Here is a 14,211-nt window from a genome sequence, read left to right as displayed (position 1 = left end):
ACGCCCGCCGCACGAGGCATGATGGCGGCATGAATCCTGAATTTTCGATCTGTGTATATTGCGGCTCGCGCCCCGGCGAGCGAGTCGAGTTTTCCAGGGCCGCGCAAGCGGTCGGCCAGTGGATCGGCCAGCACGGCGGCCAGCTGGTCTACGGCGGTGGACGCACCGGCCTCATGGGCACGGTGGCCGAAGCCACCCGCAACGCCGGCGGCCGCGTGGTCGGCATCATTCCCAAGGCGCTGGTCGACCGGGAGCTGGCCAACCCCCTGTGCGACGAGCTCCATGTGGTCGACACCATGCACGAACGCAAGGCCATGATGGGTGAGCGCGCCGATGCCTTCGTCGCGCTGCCGGGCGGCATCGGCACCTTCGAGGAACTGTTCGAGATCTGGACCTGGCGCCAGCTCGGCTACCACGACAAGCCCACCGGCATTCTCAATACCGCGGGCTACTACGACGGTTTGCTGGGATTCCTGGCGCACAGCGTGCGCGAGGGCTTCATGGGCGATTGGCAGATGGAACTGATCCGCACCGGCACCAACCCCACCGAACTGCTCAGCTCGCTGCGCGCCGAAGTGCCCCTGCACCCCCGAGACGACCGCCTGGCCGAAAACCTGTAGCGCGCCTCCTGGACCGAGCCGTTTTCAGACGGCGTTCTCGTTTTCCTCGCCGGTGCGGATGCGCACGATGCGCTCCACGCCGGTGACGAAGATCTTGCCGTCGCCGATCTTGCCGGTGCGCGCGGAATTGACGATGGCTTCGATACAGCGCTCCACGTCGCCTTCGTTGACGACCACTTCCACCTTCATCTTCGGCAGGAAGTCGACTACGTATTCCGCACCACGATAGAGCTCGGTGTGCCCCTTCTGGCGCCCGAAGCCCTTGACCTCGGTCACTGTGAGCCCGGTAACGCCCACCTCAGCCAGGGCTTCGCGTACGTCCTCGAGCTTGAAGGGTTTGACGATGGCGGTGATCTGCTTCATGGTTTTTGCGCTCCGGCGGTTTCGTTGAACTTGCTGGTGATAGGGTAACGCCAATCCTTGCCGAAACTCCGGTGGGTCACCCGAATGCCCACAGGCGCCTGGCGCCGCTTGTATTCGTTGAGCTTGATGAGCCGCGCAACCCGCTCGACCACCGCGCGCTCGTAGCCGGCGGCGATGATCTCGTCGATGCCCTCGTCGTCCTGCATGTAGCGTGCCAGGATGCCGTCGAGGATGTCGTAGGGCGGCAGGCTGTCCTGGTCGGTCTGGTCGGGCCGCAGCTCGGCGCTCGGGGGCCGCGTGATGATGCGGTCGGGAATCGGCGAGGCGCCGGTGCCGTACGGGTCGTGGGCATTGCGCCAGCGGGCCAGCGCGAAGACGGTGGTCTTCAGCAGGTCCTTGATGACCGCGAAGCCGCCCGCCATGTCGCCATAGAGCGTGCAGTAGCCGGTAGCCATCTCGCTCTTGTTGCCGGTGGTGAGAACGATCGAGCCGAACTTGTTCGACAGCGCCATCAAAAGCGTGCCGCGGATGCGGGCCTGGAGGTTCTCCTCGGCCGTGTCTTCGGGCAGGCCCTTGAACTCATCAGCGAGTGCGCCCTTGAACGACTCGAAGGTGTGCTTGATCGAGATCTCATCGTAGCGCACGCCCAGGCGCGTGGCCATCTCGCGCGCGTCGATCCAGCTGATGTCGGCGGTGTAGGGCGAAGGCATCATGACGGCACGCACCTTGTCCTTGCCGAGCGCATCGACCGCGACGGCAAGCACCAATGCGGAATCGATACCGCCCGAGAGCCCCAGGATGGCGCCGGGAAAGCCGTTCTTGCCGATGTAGTCGCGCACGCCCAATACCAGTGCATCCCACAGCTGGGCTTCCGCTTCGCGCGGCGCAGCGATGGCCGAAGGCGCCGCCACCACACCCACGCCCTGGGGCGAGCGCTCCAGCTGCATGAAGACCAGGCTCTCCTTGAAACTCTCGGCCTGCATGGCCAGCTCGCCGTCGGCCTGCAGCGCAAAGGAGGCGCCGTCGAAGACCACTTCGTCCTGCCCACCCACCAGATGCGCGTAGGCCAGCGGCAGCCCGACGGCGCGGGCGCGATCGGCCATCCGCGCCACGCGCTCGCCCTCCTTGCCGACGTGGTACGGCGAAGCGTTGATGACGGCCAGCACTTCGGCGCCCGCAGCGCGGGCCAGTTCGGCCGGCTCGTCGAACCAGGCGTCCTCGCAGATCAGCACGCCCACCGAGACGCCGCCGGCCTCGAACACGCAGGTGCCCTGCCCCGGCGTGAAGTAGCGGCGCTCGTCGAACACCTGGTAGTTCGGCAGTTCGCGCTTGGCGTAGGTCTCGAGGATGCGGCCTTCCTTGATGACGCTGGCGGCGTTGTAGCGCATCTGCACCGCCACGGAGCGGCTGCGCAGGCTGCCGCCCGTCGGATGCCCCACCACCACGACCATGTCTTTGAGATCGGCGAGTGCGGCGGCAATGCCTTTCACGGCATCATCGCAGGCTTCGGTGAAGGCGGGACGCAGGAAAAGGTCCTCCGCCGCATAGCCGGCGATCGAGAGTTCGGGCGTCAGCAGAAGACGCGCGCCTTGGGCGTGGGCCTGGCGCGCGGCATCGACGATTTTTTTCGCGTTGCCGGCGAGGTCGCCCACCACAAAATTGAGTTGCGCGATGGCGAGCTTGAGCGTCATACGGAAGGAAGAAAAAGGCTTGAACGATTATGTCATCCGGGTGGTGGCGTCGGTGTCGGACCTGGACCCGAAAGCATGGAACGCCCTCCTCTCAGCCGAGGCGCAGCCCTCGCCCTTCATGCGCCATGAATATCTTTCGGCGCTGCACGACAGCGGCAGCGCCTCGCCCGAAAGCGGCTGGATGCCGCAGTTCATCACCCTGTGGCGCGGCGACGAACTGCGGGCGGCCTGCCCGGCCTACATCAAGACCCACTCCTATGGCGAGTATGTCTTCGACTGGGCCTGGGCCAATGCCTACGAGCAGCACGGGCTTGCCTACTATCCCAAGGCGGTGGTGGCCGTGCCTTTCACGCCGGTGCCCGGCGCACGCCTGCTGGCGCGCGATGCGCAAGACCGCACGCTGCTGGTGCAGGCGCTGGTGGCCTGGTGCAGGAAGGAAGAACTCTCGTCGCTGCATCTGCTGTTCGGCGCGGAGGCGGACATCGCCGCCTGCACCGAAGCGGGCCTGATGCTGCGCAACACGGTGCAGTTCCACTGGACGAATGCCGCCCCGGGAGAGTCGGGCGAAACAGCCGGCTACGCGGACTTCGAGGCCTTTCTCGCCAGCCTGTCCCACGACAAGCGCAAGAAGATCCGCCAGGAGCGCCGCAAGGTGGCCGAAGCCGGCGTGACCTTTCGCTGGTCGCGCGGCGCCCACATCGCCCGCGCGGACTGGGACTTCTTCTATCGCTGCTATGCGCGCACCTATCGCGAGCATGGCAACCCGCCCTACCTCTCGCGCGACTTCTTCCAGCGCATGGCCGACACCATGCCCGAAGCCTGGCTGCTGTTCGTCGCCGAGCGCGAGGGAAAGCCGATTGCCGCGAGCCTGATCGCGCTGTCCACGCACGGGGAGGACGCGCTGGTGGCCTACGGCCGCTACTGGGGCGCCGTGGAGCGCGTCGACTGCCTGCATTTCGAGGCCTGTTACTACCAGCCGCTGGCCTGGTGCATTGCGCATGGCGCCAGGCGCTTCGAAGGGGGCGCGCAGGGCGAGCACAAGATGGCGCGCGCATTGATGCCGGTAAAGACCACCAGCGCCCACTGGCTCGCGCACCCCGGCTTCGCCGACGCGGTCGAGCGCTTTCTCGAGCGCGAGGGCGAAGGCATCGAGAACTACATGGACCACCTGGGCGAACGCAGCCCGTTCAAGGCCGGCTGAGGCGCTGCGGATTGCGGCCGTTCGCTGCAATCGGGGGCTGCTATAAACGCGCCCCGATACAACAACAGAAAGAAACCAATGCCGTTCGTCGGACTGGGGCTGCACATCCTCATTGCGCTGTTCTTCGCCGTGCATGCAATGCGCCATGGCAAGCAGATGTACTGGCTCATCATTCTTTTCAGCTTCCCCCTGCTGGGCAGCATCGTGTACTTTGTGGTCGAGTACCTGCCTGCTTCCCGCATGCAGCGTACCGCCGGCAAGGTGGCAAGCGCAGCCATCGGCCTCATCGACCCCGAGCGCGAGTACCGCGCGGCCACCGAGGCCTACGATCTGGCCCCCACTGCCCAGAACAAGCTGCGCCTCGCCAAGGCCGCGCTCGGCAGGGGCCAGGCTGGCGATGCGGTCGGACACTATCGCGACGCCCTGAAGGGCCCGCTCGCATCCGATCCCGAGTTGCAATTTGGCTTGTCCAGCGCACTGCTGGCCGCGGGCGGCGCGGCTTCAGGCCGCGAAGCGCTGCAGGCGCTCCAAGCCCTGCGCGCCTCGCGCGACGACTACCGCCGGGACGAAGTCGCCGTGCTCACCGCCCGCGCGCTCGCTGCCGATGGGCGCCATGCAGAGGCACGCGAGGCCTTCGAGGCTGCGTTGAGCCAGTACAACACGGTCGAGGCCCGCGCCCGCTACATTGCCTGGCTGGCCGAACAAGGCGACGCCACCGGCGCACAGCGCCAATGGAGCGAACTCCAGCAGGCCGCGCGCCACTGGAACTCGCACGCCCGCTCCGTCAATCGCGAGTGGATGCGGCTGGCCGGCGACGCGGCCCAGCGCTGAGGCAGCCGATTACTTCTTGTAGGCAGCGATGCCGTCGACGACTTCCTTCTTGGCCGCGTCGATGCCTTCCCAGCCCAGCACCTTGACCCACTTGCCGGCTTCCAGGTCCTTGTAGTGCTCGAAGAAGTGGCTGATGGCCTTCAGGCGCATCGGGTTCACGTCGTCGACCGACTTCCAGTGGCTGTAGATCGGCAGCACCTTGTCGGTGGGCACGGCCAGCACCTTGCCGTCCACGCCGGCTTCGTCTTCCATCATCAGGATGCCGAGCGGGCGGCACGGCACCACGACGCCGGGCAAGAGCGGGTACGGCGCGATCACCAGCACGTCAACCGGGTCGCCATCGCCGGAGAGGGTCTGCGGCACGTAGCCGTAGTTGGCCGGGTAGTACATCGCGGTCGTCATGAAGCGGTCCACGAAGATCGCGCCCGATTCCTTGTCGACTTCGTACTTGATCGGGTCGGCGTTCATCGGGATTTCGATCACGACGTTGAAGGCGTCGGGGATGTTCTTGCCGGGGGAGACTTTGTCGAAGGACATGACGTTTTCGAGTAGTTGAAAGTATGAGGAGGAGATGGGGACAAACCCGGAGTTTACTTTCCGTGTCGCGGCCCGGTCGCACACGTTTTGGTTTTTGCCTGTAAATTGCACCCGTTGGCCAATCGGCTCCGCACCTTGGTGCTGCGAGCTTCGAGGAAGCAACGCGACGGAAAACCTGGGTCCCGTACGCGTTGCGCGCAGGACCCATGCTGTCCGTCTCCACTAGTCACAACGAACGAATGGAGAAGCAAAGCATGATCGGCAACACCCCCCTGATACTCGCCATCGTCTGCGGCCTCGTGGCCGTCGGCTACGGTTTCTGGGCCCGAAGTTGGATTCTCGCCAAGGATCCCGGCAACGCGCGGATGCAGGAGATCGCGGCCGCCATCCAGGCCGGCGCGTCGGCCTACCTCGCCAAGCAGTACACCACCATCGCGGTGGTCGGCGTGGTCCTGGCCATCCTCATCGGCATCTTTCTGGATGCGACCACGGCCATCGGCTTCGTGGTGGGCGCGGTGCTTTCGGGCGCCTGCGGCTTCATCGGCATGAACGTGTCGGTGCGCGCCAACGTGCGCACCGCGCAGGCGGCCACGCAAGGCATCGGCCCGGCGCTCGACGTCGCGTTCCGCGGCGGCGCCATCACGGGCATGCTGGTGGTGGGACTGGGGTTGCTGGGCGTCTCGGTCTTCTACTGGTTCCTGGCGGGCAACGGCAACCTCACGCAGGACCGCAGCCTCTCGGCCATCCTCAATCCGCTGATCGGCTTCGCCTTCGGCTCCTCGCTGATCTCGATCTTCGCGCGGCTGGGCGGCGGCATCTTCACCAAGGGCGCCGACGTGGGCGCCGACCTGGTGGGCAAGGTCGAGGCCGGCATTCCGGAAGACGACCCGCGCAACCCGGCCGTCATTGCGGACAACGTGGGCGACAACGTCGGCGACTGCGCCGGCATGGCGGCCGACCTGTTCGAAACCTATGCCGTCACGCTGATCGCCACCATGGTGCTGGGCGCGCTGATGGTCACGGCAGCGCCGCTCAATGCGGTGCTCTATCCGCTGGCACTGGGCGGCGTGTCGATCATCGCGTCGATCATCGGCTGCTTCTTCGTCAAGGCATCGCCGGGCATGACCAACGTGATGCCGGCGCTCTACAAAGGCCTGGCGGTCGCGGGCATCCTCTCTTTGATCGCGTTCTGGTTCGTCACGAGCTGGCTCATTCCCGACAACGCCATTGCCCCGAGCGGCAGCCAGCTCAAGCTGTTCGGCGCCTGCTTCGTGGGCCTGGCGCTGACCGCCGCGCTGGTATGGATCACCGAGTACTACACCGGCACGCAGTACAAGCCGGTGCAGCACATCGCGCAGGCCTCGACCACGGGCCACGGCACCAACATCATCGCGGGCCTGGGCGTCTCGATGCGCTCGACGGCATGGCCGGTGATCTGCGTCTGCGTGGCCATCATGGCCTCGTATGCGCTCGCCGGGCTGTTCGGCATTGCGGTGGCCGCGACGGCCATGCTCAGCATGGCGGGCATCGTGGTGGCGCTCGATGCCTACGGCCCCATCACCGACAACGCCGGCGGCATCGCCGAGATGAGCGAACTGCCCGACAGCGTGCGCGCCGTGACCGACCCGCTCGACGCGGTCGGCAACACGACCAAGGCCGTGACCAAAGGCTACGCGATCGGCTCGGCCGGCCTCGCCTCGCTGGTGCTCTTTGCCGACTACACCCACAAGCTGGAGAGCTTCGGGCTGAACATCAGCTTCAACCTGAGCGACCCGATGGTGATCGTCGGCCTGTTCATCGGCGGGCTGATTCCCTACCTGTTCGGCGCCATGGCCATGGAGGCCGTGGGCCGCGCGGCCGGTGCGGTGGTCGAGGAGGTGCGCCGGCAGTTCCGCGAGATCCCCGGCATCATGGAAGGCACCGGCAAGCCCGAATACGGCAAGGCCGTGGGCATGCTGACCGGCGCGGCCATCAAGGAGATGATGATCCCCTCGCTGCTGCCGGTGGTGGTGCCGATCCTGGTGGGGCTGGTGCTGGGGCCGAAGGCGCTCGGCGGCCTGCTGATGGGCACCATCGTCACGGGCCTGTTCGTCGCCATTTCGATGTGCACGGGCGGCGGCGCGTGGGACAACGCCAAGAAGTACATCGAGGACGGCCACCACGGCGGCAAGGGCTCCGAGGCGCACAAGGCCGCCGTCACCGGCGACACCGTGGGCGACCCCTACAAGGACACGGCCGGCCCGGCGGTGAATCCGCTCATCAAGATCATCAACATCGTGGCGCTGCTGATCGTGCCGCTGGTGGTCAAGTTCCATGCCGGCGATGCGGCCGCGGCCGTACCGCACAAGGTCGAGACGCCGCCGGCAGCGACTGCGCCGGCCGCCGCTGCCCCGCCCTCTGCGCCCGCAGCGCCGGCGGCAGCGGTGGCCTCCGGCGCCGTGGCAGCCGCCGACGCCGCGGCCGTGAAGGTCGAGAACGGCGTGGTGAAGTTCTACTTCGAGAGCGGCAAGGCCGAGCTCGCGCCCAATGCCAAGGAGGCGCTGGCCGACGTCATCAGGGCCGTGCAGAGCGGCAGCGTCCTGCTTGTGAGCGGCTACCACGATGCAAGTGGCGATCCGGCCAAGAACGCCGAGCTCGCCAAGCAGCGCGCCATGGCCGTGGGCGATGCGCTGAAGGCCGCCGGCGCCCCTGCGGACAAGATCGAGCTTGCCAAGCCCGAGCAGACCCAGGCGGACGGGCCCGCGAGCGAAGCCCGCCGCGTCGAAGTGAAGGTCAAGGCCTGATGCCCTCCGCAGAAAGACTCGAGGCCTTTATTGCCGCCGTGGAAAGCGGCGCGCACGCCCGAGCCATCGAGAACTACTACACCGAGGACGCGACCATGCGCGAGAACCAGGCCGAGCCCCGGCGCGGCCGCAGCGCGCTGGTTGCGCGCGAGCAGGCGACGCTGGACCGCACCGCCTCGGTGGTTTCGACCTGCGTACGGCCGGTGTTCGTGAACGGCGAACACGTGGTGATCCGCTGGGTCTTCGATTTCCGCTTCAAGGACGGCAAGGCCATGCGCATGGAAGAGCTCGCCTGGCAGCGCTGGGAGGGCGAGCGCATTGCGCAGGAAGAGTTCTTCTACGACCCGGCGCAGGCCAGGCCCGCCTGACGCTCTCGCTATCTGGCGCTCTCGGCCGCCACCGCGCGCACCAGGCGCGTGGCCGGCGCCACCAACTGGCCGAGTTCACCGACCCGGTCCTGCTCGATGGCCTGGAGCACCAGTTCGTTGATGCCGCCCACCACGGTCATCGCCAATTCGCTCGTCAGGTGCCCCACCGGGCCGCTGTTCGCGCCGCCGCCGTTGATGGCCGCCTGGATGAAGCCGGCGATTTCGCCGTTCACCCGGCGCCGCGCCGCCAGCCCCGGCATGCCCAGGCCGAGGATCTCGACGAACAGCGTGCGCAGCAGCGCCGGGTCCTGCGCGAGGTAGTCGAAATACGCGGTGATCGTCCGCTCCACCTGCGCATGCCAGGGTTGCGCCGGATCGAAGGCCTCGCTCACGGCGCGCAGCGCCAGCTTGCTGGCCGCCTCGTACAGCGCAATCAGGCACTCCGACTTGGTCGTGAAGTGCTCGTAGAAGGTGCGGCGCGAAACAGCGGCCTCGCGCACGATGTCGGCGATGGTGGTGTCCGCGTAGCCCTTCGCGGCCACGGCGCGCGCCATGCCTTCCAGCAACCGGGCGTAGTGCTCAGGGGCCGGTTCTGCAGAGGGGGCGGCAAGGGCTGGTTTTTCGGTCGCGATGCTCATGGAAAAGACATTGTCCTCCGCATTGGTACTTGACGGTACCAGCCGTGGGGCGCACCATGCCGGAAATTGGTACGAACATGTACCACATTGCATTTTCCAAGGAAAATCCGCCATGACCGATCTTGTGGTGCGCCGCCTTCTGATCGACCTGCAGACCCCATTCGACCGCAACTGGTGCGGCGGCGACGCATTCTCCACCGCCTTTTTCAATGCGCTGTCGATGAGCTTCCCGTTCGGCGAGCAGTTCTTCATCGATGCCGTGCGCGACGCGGCGGCCACGCTGCCGGCGCAAACGCAGGAAGCGCTTCGTGCCGACGTGCGCGGCTTCATCGGCCAGGAGGCCACGCACCGGCGCATTCATTCGCTTTTCAACACCCACCTGCAGGATCAGGGCCTGGTGGACGGCTGGACGCTCCGCGCCGCCGGGCGCATGCAGTTGCTGGAGGGTGCCGATCCGCGCCATGCGCTGGCGGCCACCGCGGCCACCGAACACTTCACTGCCATGTTCGCCGAATGGCTGCTCGCCCATCCCCAAGTGCTCGACGGCGCCGAGCCGCGGCTGCGCACCATGTGGCTCTGGCACAGCGCCGAAGAACTGGAGCACAAGGCGGTCGCCTTCGATATTTACAAGGCTGCGCAAGGGTCCGACGCCTGGCGCAAGCGCTGGTTCCGGCGCGTGACCCTGATGTTCCTGGGCGACCTGATGCGCCAGACCGCCGACAACCTGCGCCGCGAAGGCCAGCTGTGGACATGGGCGACCTGGAAGAGCGCCGCGCGCATCCTGCTTGGCAGAGGCGGCCTGTTCAGCAGCAACTGGCGGGCCTGGCGCAGCTACTTTCGCGCCGATTTCCACCCGGCGCAGCAGGACAGCAGCCTGTCGGCACGCTGGCTCGAGAACAACCGCGCGCAATACACGCCTGTGGGCGCGGCGGCCGAGGCTCTTCAGTAGAAACTGGCCCGGTGGGTGGGAGGAGTGGCGGCGGCCCGCTGTTCGGGGCGCATGGCCAGGTCGTGCAGGGTGTCGAAGTCCGAAGGGGCATCCGGAACGCGCATCACGGTTTCCTGTTCGGTCAGCGAAGCCACCCACAGGCCCGCGGCCGACTCGGCGGGCTCGTCGTTGGCAAAGGTGCCGTCGCGGATGTAGAGGGTTTCGCCATCGGGGCGTTCGGCGTGCAATTCGATCAGGCGCGAAATCGAAAAGTTGTAGGTCACCAGCTTTTCGCGCGTATTGCGGTCCTTGCCGCCGCAATTGAACGAGCCTTCTGCCGCAATGACGATGCAGGAGCCCTCCACGCCCTCGTCGACGTGGCTCCCGGTACGCCAGATGGCATTGGGGAGCCGCGCGCGCACCTTGTCGATCACCAGGTCGCGCTGCTTGTTGAGGCTGCCCAGCGGTGGAACCAGCGAGCGCAATTGGCGCAGGCGCTCCGCAAAGATGTTGTCCATGAGGAATTCCACATGGTGCGTCGCACTGCCGGAGGAACGCTTGACCACCTGCATGACCACGTGGCGCGACTTGTTCATTGCAGATTCCTTCCGCAAATCGCCCGGCCTCGGGCGTTATTGCATATACACAAAATCATTTGCCATCGACTACAAATTAGAACTTTTGACTGATGCAATAAATGCATCAATTGTGTCCAACTGTATATCGATTGCAGGGGATTTGGAAAGAAAATCTGCAATGCGCGCGCTCGGGCATGTCGCCAAGGCGTCGCCCGGCCCTGCTAGGCCGGCGAATCCGGTTTATTCAAGGGATTCGTCGAGCGCCTTGCACGAGGGTGCGCAAACGGTTTGCGACTTGCCCAGCACCTGGCGGGTGCGCAATTGCGACCGCACACGGTGCTTTCCGCACATGAAGCAGGACATGGTCGCCCCGCTGAACGACGCCGAAGCGCGGAACGGAGAGCCCGGCGCCTTCGATTTGTAACGCAGGCCATCGGCCACGACGGCGGTCTTGACCTCAGCTTTGGCCATCGGCTTTGTCCTTTTTCGGTTCAGTGTTGCGCATGGCGCGTGCAATGGCTTCTCTCGCGCTGACTTCGGCTGCAAGCGCCGTGTCGAGCGCCGAGCGGCAGAGGCCGGCATGTTGGTAATTGAGGTTTTCGTAGACCTCGGCGGCAGCAGGATAGGCGTCGAGCAGACGGCCGAGGTCGGCGCCCGGTTCGACGTCGTTGAATTCGTGCACCAAGTGTTCTACCACCGAGCGGTATTGCTCGGCGCCTACGGGGACGGCACTGTGCTCAAGCCGCTCAAGCAGTTGAGCCAGCACGTGGGTCACTGCCAGATCGGTCTTGGGAGACGGATTATGGGTCGTGTTCATGGATTGCATCTGGGGGCAGCATACGCTTATGCAAGTGGCTGCTCTGGCATGGGGGTTGCCCCGTGCGCAGCCTGCATGCGCCGCAGCAGGCTGTGCAGCATCTCCGTCGACAGCCCGTGAATGACCAGCCGGTGCCCGGCCCGCAGGGTCGAAAGCGGCACCAGCGGATGCTTGTTGTTCACCAGGATGAGGTGCTCGGGGGCGCCCAGCAAGGTGGCCGCGTAGATGCCGATGGTTTCATCCAGTTGCAGCGAATTGGCGGCGCGCCAGAAATCGTTGTCGGTCAGCATCAGCTGGTACAGCGGCGTGAAAAGCTCGATGGCGCTCTGCAGGTCGAGGAAATTGAGCCTGCCGCGCGGCATGTCCGAAAGCCGCAGGCCCGGATCCTTGATCATCGAAAAATCGACCTGGGGCGCCTTGCCCAGCACCAGCCCCTTGTCGCGCAGCGCCTGGTTCAGCCGGATCACGAAATTGAAGAGATTCAGGTCGTGCTTCAGGAAGGTCTCGTCCTTGAGCGCATCGATGTCGGCCGGCTCCAGCGGCGACGTGCCCACGGGCGCCGGCGAATTGCGGCCGATGAAGCCCAGCACCTGCGAGCCGAGGTGGAAATGCCGCAGGATCAGCCAGTTCGCTTCCGGCGAGACGAAGCGCTTCAGCCCCCAGGCCAGCAGCCGGTGCAGCAGCTTCGAATGCGACCAGTTGCGCGGCACGAACACCTTCACCACCTGGATCAGGATGATCGTGAGCCGCGCGACCGGGCGCAGGAACGGCAGCAGGTACTGGCGCGAGCGCGAGCTCGAGTCGACCAGCCACGCTGCCTTGACCTCGTCGGGCAGCGGCGTGCTCTGGTCCAGGTAGAGGGCGAGCCAGGGACTGGGATCGCGCTCGTCGTGCCCCCGGGCAAGAAAATCAGGCGTTCGGCTCATGTGGCATCCGCTCCGTGATCTGCTGAAACTGCATCAGGTACAGCGCGGCTGTGTGGCGCGCCGTATCGATGATCTGGCGGGCCGCCCGGCCCCGGCCTTCGGCGCCCTCGCCGCCTTCCACGGCCATCACCATCTCGACCGCGGCGAGCCAGCGGTTCAGGTGGTTCTCGTCGTTGTGGCCGTGGTATTCGAGAAAGCGGAAGGCGTCGGGCGGCAACTTCAGGCCGGCCTTGATCAGCGGCAGCAGCGCGGGAACGATGCGCTGGCCCGTGCCCTCGATGATGTAGATCGCGCCCAGCAGGCCGATCGGGTTGCGCGTGGCGGCCAGGCCGTGCAGGTAGGCGTTGAGCGCCTCCCCGCCGGGGTTGCGGCGCAGATCGTCGATCCGCGCCACGGTGCCGCCGGCCTTCCGGTAGTCGCTGAAGAGGATGTTGAAGTCGTCCTGCTCCTCGCCCGCATGCACGTCGATCAGCGCGGCCAGCGCCTGGTACGGGCCGGTCAGCGACGCGGCGCCCTCGCGCATCCAGCGGCTGCCTTCGCGGACCTGCGGGACCCACTGTTCCATCCAGTTCAGGTAGTCGGGCAAGGCAAGGCGGCGCTCGCGGATCTGGCGGATCAGCGGCGTGCGCCAGGCGCGCGAGCGGTAGTCGTGCCAGATGCCGGCCAGTTCGGTCAGCAGTGCACCGAGCCCTTCGGGCGCGGCGGCCGGATCGTGAGGCGGCGCGATCGCGGCTTCGTCGTCCGCGGCCGCGCCGGCCGTCGTGCGCGGCCCGGCCAGCGCCCCGGCGGGCGCCTCGGCAGCCTCGACCTCCAGCAGCATGTAGGCGGCCATGAAACGCCCCGATTCCGGCACGTAGCAGAAGATCTGTTCCCCGGGCTTCAGCGCCTTGGTGTGCAGGAACTCCGACAGCATGATCAGGATCGACGCGGCCCCCGTGTTGCCACGCCAGGCCAGGTTGCTCCACCAGCGCTCGCGTGGAATGGCGAGGTCGGCCTTGGCCATCAGGTCCTCGACCACGGGGATGAATTTCTCCGACGAGTAGTGGCACAGGAAATGGTCGATCCGCTTCGGATCGAGCCATCCGCCCTGCACCAGCGTTGCGTATTCATGAATGCCGATGTCGAACAGGTGCGGCAGCAGGCGGATGTCCTGCCGCAGCGACAAGGCACCCGCCGCCTCCGCTTCGGCCCACGAGCCGAAGTCGAGATGGCCGCGCGCGCGGTCCTCGGTCAGGCCCAGCTGCATGCAGACCGGATAGTCCCCCGAGAACGCGCGCTGGTGCACCCACTTGAGCCGCAGGCGCAGCCCGGGGTTGCCGGCCAGCGCGGGCGTGCCGCCCGACAGCAGCAGCGCGCCCGCACCGTCGGAGAGCATCCAGCGCAGGAAGTGCGAATCGAAGTCGGTTTCGTAGCCGCGCGCTGCAAAGCGCGAGCGCTTGAAAAGCCGCGACGGCATTTCGCTGGCCACCGCCAGCGCGCTGCGGTGCGCCCCCAGTTCGATGCCCTGCGCGGCCGACTGGATGGCCGACACGCCCGCGGCGCAGATGCCGTGTACCGACAGCGTCTCCATGGGCGGTGCCGCCAGTTCGCCCTGGATCATGTTGGCAAAGCCGGGCATCAGCGTGTCGCCGCCCGAAGAGCCGCTGGCCAGCAGCGACACGCGCGACAGCTCGGCACCACCGCGCTGCAGGCAGTCGCGGATCGCGCCTGCCGCCAGCTGCGCATTGGTGTGGCGCGTCACGCCCTCCTCGTCGATCGCATAGTGCCGCGTGAGGATGCCGTTCTCGGCCAGGATGCGCCGCTTGATGCGCTCCGACATCCGGTTGAGCGGCGCGATGTAGGCGTCCATGCGCTCGTTGGGAATGGGCTCGCCGGGCATGAAGTAGCCGGCGCTCTCGATGTACACGCGTTGGAATGGGACGGGCATGGT

The 14,211-nt window shown here is 66.5% G+C and carries 15 protein-coding genes; 6 read left to right on the top strand and 9 right to left on the bottom strand.

The window, feature by feature from the left end; genetic code table 11:
- Nucleotides 1-29 precede the first annotated feature (29 nt).
- Nucleotides 30-620, top strand: coding sequence for a TIGR00730 family Rossman fold protein (locus tag IB278_RS17415; RefSeq protein ID WP_145743637.1), 591 nt, complete (start codon nucleotides 30-32; stop codon nucleotides 618-620).
- A 24-nt stretch (nucleotides 621-644) separates the two neighbouring features.
- On the opposite strand, the gene IB278_RS17410 is transcribed toward IB278_RS17415, so the two are convergent.
- Nucleotides 645-983 (bottom strand): P-II family nitrogen regulator, encoded by a 339-nt coding sequence (locus IB278_RS17410; protein WP_012747471.1) that lies wholly within the window; start codon nucleotides 981-983, stop codon nucleotides 645-647.
- Nucleotides 980-2,674, bottom strand: coding sequence for an NAD+ synthase (locus tag IB278_RS17405; protein WP_145743636.1), 1,695 nt, complete (start codon nucleotides 2,672-2,674; stop codon nucleotides 980-982). The genes IB278_RS17410 and IB278_RS17405 overlap by 4 nt, the downstream gene beginning before the upstream one ends.
- A gap of 19 nt (nucleotides 2,675-2,693) precedes the next feature.
- Between IB278_RS17405 and IB278_RS17400 the strand changes: the two genes are divergently transcribed.
- Nucleotides 2,694-3,875: a GNAT family N-acetyltransferase gene (locus IB278_RS17400; RefSeq protein WP_145743634.1), complete on the top strand. Its 1,182-nt coding sequence runs from the start codon at nucleotides 2,694-2,696 to the stop codon at nucleotides 3,873-3,875.
- 78 nt (nucleotides 3,876-3,953) lie between these two features.
- A complete protein-coding gene (locus IB278_RS17395; RefSeq protein WP_145743632.1) occupies nucleotides 3,954-4,706 on the top strand; it encodes a hypothetical protein in 753 nt (250 codons plus the stop codon).
- Nucleotides 4,707-4,715: 9 nt separating this feature from the next.
- Here IB278_RS17395 and ppa read toward each other — a convergent pair whose 3' ends face one another.
- Entirely contained in the window at nucleotides 4,716-5,243 is a 528-nt protein-coding gene (gene ppa / locus IB278_RS17390; RefSeq protein WP_021007095.1) for an inorganic diphosphatase, read from the bottom strand.
- Between the two features lie 254 nt (nucleotides 5,244-5,497).
- On the opposite strand from ppa, the gene IB278_RS17385 reads away from it, so the two are divergent.
- Together IB278_RS17385 and IB278_RS17380 are read left to right on the top strand one after the other, a co-directional pair.
- Nucleotides 5,498-8,026, top strand: coding sequence for a sodium-translocating pyrophosphatase (locus IB278_RS17385; protein ID WP_192324519.1), 2,529 nt, complete (start codon nucleotides 5,498-5,500; stop codon nucleotides 8,024-8,026).
- Nucleotides 8,026-8,394, top strand: a complete 369-nt coding sequence (locus IB278_RS17380; RefSeq protein ID WP_145743628.1) for a nuclear transport factor 2 family protein — start codon at nucleotides 8,026-8,028, stop codon at nucleotides 8,392-8,394. Before IB278_RS17385 ends, IB278_RS17380 begins: the two co-directional genes overlap by 1 nt.
- 8 nt (nucleotides 8,395-8,402) lie before the next feature.
- On the opposite strand, the gene IB278_RS17375 is transcribed toward IB278_RS17380, so the two are convergent.
- The gene (locus IB278_RS17375) at nucleotides 8,403-9,032 is read right to left on the bottom strand and encodes a TetR/AcrR family transcriptional regulator (RefSeq protein WP_145743626.1); all 630 of its coding nucleotides are present in this window, start codon (nucleotides 9,030-9,032) and stop codon (nucleotides 8,403-8,405) included.
- A gap of 112 nt (nucleotides 9,033-9,144) precedes the next feature.
- Between IB278_RS17375 and IB278_RS17370 the strand changes: the two genes are divergently transcribed.
- Nucleotides 9,145-9,981 carry a metal-dependent hydrolase gene (locus IB278_RS17370; protein ID WP_192324517.1) on the top strand — a complete coding sequence of 279 codons (837 nt, stop codon included), beginning with the start codon at nucleotides 9,145-9,147 and terminating at the stop codon, nucleotides 9,979-9,981.
- Here IB278_RS17370 and IB278_RS17365 read toward each other — a convergent pair.
- From IB278_RS17365 to IB278_RS17345, 5 genes are all read right to left on the bottom strand, one after another.
- Nucleotides 9,975-10,556 (bottom strand): hypothetical protein, encoded by a 582-nt coding sequence (locus IB278_RS17365; RefSeq protein WP_145743622.1) that lies wholly within the window; start codon nucleotides 10,554-10,556, stop codon nucleotides 9,975-9,977. The two genes, IB278_RS17370 and IB278_RS17365, sit on opposite strands and share 7 nt — an antisense overlap.
- 222 nt (nucleotides 10,557-10,778) lie before the next feature.
- On the bottom strand, nucleotides 10,779-11,009 hold the full coding sequence (locus tag IB278_RS17360) for a hypothetical protein (RefSeq protein WP_012747462.1): 231 nt from the start codon (nucleotides 11,007-11,009) through the stop codon (nucleotides 10,779-10,781).
- Nucleotides 10,996-11,364 carry a hypothetical protein gene (locus IB278_RS17355; RefSeq protein WP_145743620.1) on the bottom strand — a complete coding sequence of 123 codons (369 nt, stop codon included), beginning with the start codon at nucleotides 11,362-11,364 and terminating at the stop codon, nucleotides 10,996-10,998. Before IB278_RS17355 ends, IB278_RS17360 begins: the two co-directional genes overlap by 14 nt.
- A gap of 17 nt (nucleotides 11,365-11,381) precedes the next feature.
- Nucleotides 11,382-12,281, bottom strand: coding sequence for a DUF6999 family protein (locus IB278_RS17350; protein ID WP_192324515.1), 900 nt, complete (start codon nucleotides 12,279-12,281; stop codon nucleotides 11,382-11,384).
- On the bottom strand, nucleotides 12,265-14,208 hold the full coding sequence (locus IB278_RS17345) for a 3-oxoacyl-[acyl-carrier-protein] synthase III C-terminal domain-containing protein (RefSeq protein WP_192324503.1): 1,944 nt from the start codon (nucleotides 14,206-14,208) through the stop codon (nucleotides 12,265-12,267). The genes IB278_RS17350 and IB278_RS17345 overlap by 17 nt, the downstream gene beginning before the upstream one ends.
- Between the last annotated feature and the right edge of the window lie 3 nt (nucleotides 14,209-14,211).

Origin of the sequence: Variovorax sp. VRV01 (assembly GCF_014852545.1) — a bacterium.
GTDB lineage: Bacteria > Pseudomonadota > Gammaproteobacteria > Burkholderiales > Burkholderiaceae_C > Variovorax > Variovorax beijingensis_A.
This window is presented reverse-complemented; position numbering and strand designations above follow the sequence as displayed.

Bases quoted from the DNA above. Each gene is read 5' to 3' on its own strand.
- IB278_RS17415 (WP_145743637.1), top strand. From the start codon at position 30: ATGAATCCTGAATTTTCGATCTGTGTATATTGCGGCTCGCGCCCCGGC.
- IB278_RS17365 (WP_145743622.1), bottom strand. From the start codon at position 10,556: ATGAACAAGTCGCGCCACGTGGTCATGCAGGTGGTCAAGCGTTCCTCC.
- IB278_RS17375 (WP_145743626.1), bottom strand. From the start codon at position 9,032: ATGAGCATCGCGACCGAAAAACCAGCCCTTGCCGCCCCCTCTGCAGAA.
- IB278_RS17350 (WP_192324515.1), bottom strand. From the start codon at position 12,281: ATGAGCCGAACGCCTGATTTTCTTGCCCGGGGGCACGACGAGCGCGAT.
- ppa (WP_021007095.1), bottom strand. From the start codon at position 5,243: ATGTCCTTCGACAAAGTCTCCCCCGGCAAGAACATCCCCGACGCCTTC.
- IB278_RS17380 (WP_145743628.1), top strand. From the start codon at position 8,026: ATGCCCTCCGCAGAAAGACTCGAGGCCTTTATTGCCGCCGTGGAAAGC.
- IB278_RS17395 (WP_145743632.1), top strand. From the start codon at position 3,954: ATGCCGTTCGTCGGACTGGGGCTGCACATCCTCATTGCGCTGTTCTTC.
- IB278_RS17370 (WP_192324517.1), top strand. From the start codon at position 9,145: ATGACCGATCTTGTGGTGCGCCGCCTTCTGATCGACCTGCAGACCCCA.
- IB278_RS17385 (WP_192324519.1), top strand. From the start codon at position 5,498: ATGATCGGCAACACCCCCCTGATACTCGCCATCGTCTGCGGCCTCGTG.
- IB278_RS17405 (WP_145743636.1), bottom strand. From the start codon at position 2,674: ATGACGCTCAAGCTCGCCATCGCGCAACTCAATTTTGTGGTGGGCGAC.
- IB278_RS17345 (WP_192324503.1), bottom strand. From the start codon at position 14,208: ATGCCCGTCCCATTCCAACGCGTGTACATCGAGAGCGCCGGCTACTTC.
- IB278_RS17355 (WP_145743620.1), bottom strand. From the start codon at position 11,364: ATGCAATCCATGAACACGACCCATAATCCGTCTCCCAAGACCGATCTG.
- IB278_RS17410 (WP_012747471.1), bottom strand. From the start codon at position 983: ATGAAGCAGATCACCGCCATCGTCAAACCCTTCAAGCTCGAGGACGTA.
- IB278_RS17360 (WP_012747462.1), bottom strand. From the start codon at position 11,009: ATGGCCAAAGCTGAGGTCAAGACCGCCGTCGTGGCCGATGGCCTGCGT.